Origin of the sequence: Chitinophaga sp. (assembly GCF_036566945.1) — a bacterium.
GTDB lineage: Bacteria > Bacteroidota > Bacteroidia > Chitinophagales > Chitinophagaceae > Chitinophaga.
The window spans coordinates 1-2,335 of sequence record NZ_DATCVJ010000166.1 but is presented as its reverse complement, the minus strand read 5'-3'; the positions used below and the strand labels follow the sequence as shown (position 1 = coordinate 2,335).

1 protein-coding gene is annotated in these 2,335 nt (G+C 48.7%); it reads right to left on the bottom strand.

Translation table 11 applies throughout. The features are described from left to right. A partial coding sequence (locus VIP81_RS04790; RefSeq protein WP_331957339.1) for a SusC/RagA family TonB-linked outer membrane protein occupies positions 1 to 2,335 on the bottom strand: 2,335 nt, incomplete at both ends.

Here is a 2,335-nt window from a genome sequence, read left to right as displayed (position 1 = left end):
GCCATAAGCTATAGTCAGCGCCGATGTTCCAGGTAGTGGTACGTTCCCATTGCAGGTTAGGATTGGCGGGTTGTTGATTATCAATTGTAGCGGTGTTTCCGTAAGTAGCACCGTATACGTTGACCACATACTGTCCTTGGTTGCCATAGTAGCCGTTGCCGCCATCGTTACCTGTGAAACCTACGCTGGCGCGCAATTTCAATTGTTCAATGGCTTTACTTCCTTTCAGGAAACTTTCTTCACTGAGCGTCCATCCTGCTGCAAAAGAAGGGAAGCCTACATAGCGATGATTGGCCGAGAACCGGGAAGATCCATCGAGGCGGTAGGTAATGCCTGCCATGTACCTGTGTTTGTATTCATAGTTCAGGCGGCTCAGGAAAGATACCTGCGCCCATTGCTGTTGCAATGAGTTCTGCACTCTTTTGTCGGTAGCGGTGAGAATGCTGAGCATATCATCATTCATAAAACCTTTACCATTTACGCTGTTGACATTTTCCACTGATTTCTCGAAACTTTGTCCCAGCATAGCGCTGATGGCGTGACCATTTCCGATGATCTTATTAATATCCAGGCGGTTGTTGATCACCCATTTGCGTAGCTGTTGTTGTGTTTCGGTAGCCGATCCACCTATATTTTTAGGGCGGTCAATGATGCGGCTATAGGCACGGGAGCTGATCCAGTCTATGCCTACATCGGAGTGTGCGGTTAACCAGGGCAATAATTTAAGATCGGCAAACACATTGCCCAGTACGAGGTTATCGGTATTATAATTTTGACCGGAGCGGGCCTCTCCTACCGGGTTCGACACATTTTCCGGACCGGTGGGGTTGTTGCCATTGAGCCAGTTGTACTTACCGGTACTATCATAAACGCCGATGTTGGGCGCTTTCTGTATGGCGGAGCGATATACATTCTGTGCGCTCAGTGAGTTGTTGGTCGTTTGGTTCAACGTCATACTCACTCCTATTTTCAGCGATTTGCTCATCTGGTTATCAAAGTTCACGCGGCCCTGATAACGGGTAAGGTCATTATTGATGATATAGGCCTGTTCGTTGTTATAGCCGAGGCTTACGTAGTAGTTGGATTTATCTGTTCCGCCGCTCATAGATACCACGGCGTTGTTGCCCCAGGCGTTGCGGACTACTTCATCGAGCCAGTTGGTATTGGTACCTTTAGGGAATTTATAGTTTAAAGGAGTATACCAGTTGCCGGAAGTAGCTTTCCCGATAGAATCTTTCTGCCGGAAAAGTTCGGTATAGAAATCGGCGTATTGATCGCCGGTCATAACAGCCGGCAGTTCCCGTGGTTTGCTAAGCGAGGTACTCACTTGCACGTCTACACGCATTTTCCCTTTTGATCCTTTTTTGGTGGTGATGAGGATCACACCGGCAGAGCCACGGGAGCCGTAGATAGCAGTAGAATAGGCATCTTTCAGCACTTCTACGGATTCAATATCATCCGGATTAAGGGTGGCGAGTGGATTTTTTTCGAAGGTGGTAGGCTGCCGGTATTCGTTGACCACCTGGTTGCCCCCGAAGGAGAATCCGGGGGAAGTACCTTTATTGTAATCTACGGTATTCAGGTTGGGATCTATGCCATAAATGGGTACTCCATCCACTACAATCAGGGGGGAGTTACCATTGGTATTAAGGGTGCTGATACCACGGATGGTGATGTTGGAAGCTGCTCCCGGTACGCCGCTGGAAGGGGCAATGAAAACGCCGGGGAGTTTACCAATCATTGCCTGGTCGATAGTGAGCGGCATTTGTCCGGGTTCTTTGGTGGGATCGTAGGTGGCTACTGCTCCCAACAGGCTGCGTCTTTCCTGTACACCATAGCCAATGACTACGGCTTCGGTTAAACGCGATGCAGCAACAAATAAATGCACGTTTCCTGATGTCACCGCACCTGAGGATACTTTCACCGCTTTCAGTTCTTCTGCACCGTAGCCGATGGAAGTAAAGGAAAGGTGATAAGTGCCGGCGGGCAAGGAGATTTCGAAGCCACCTTCTGCGTTGGTGACCGCATAATATTTTGTACCGGTTACTTTTACGGTAACACCTGGCACCGGTGGTCCCTGCTCACCTTCCGTGACGGTACCTTTTATTTTACCCGGGCCGGTTTGTTGCTGTAAAGACAGCATAGGCCTGGGTGCCTGCTTTACGATCAGCAGCACACCATTTTTTTCTTCATACTTCAGCGGGGTATTTTCCAGTAAAGCCTGTAATACCTTTTCCAGCCGCTCGTTTACAAATTTTAATTTCTTCACCTGGTAGCGTACCAATTCCTGGTTATCATATCCAAAGGAAAGGTGGTAACCCGACTCCAGCTTTTT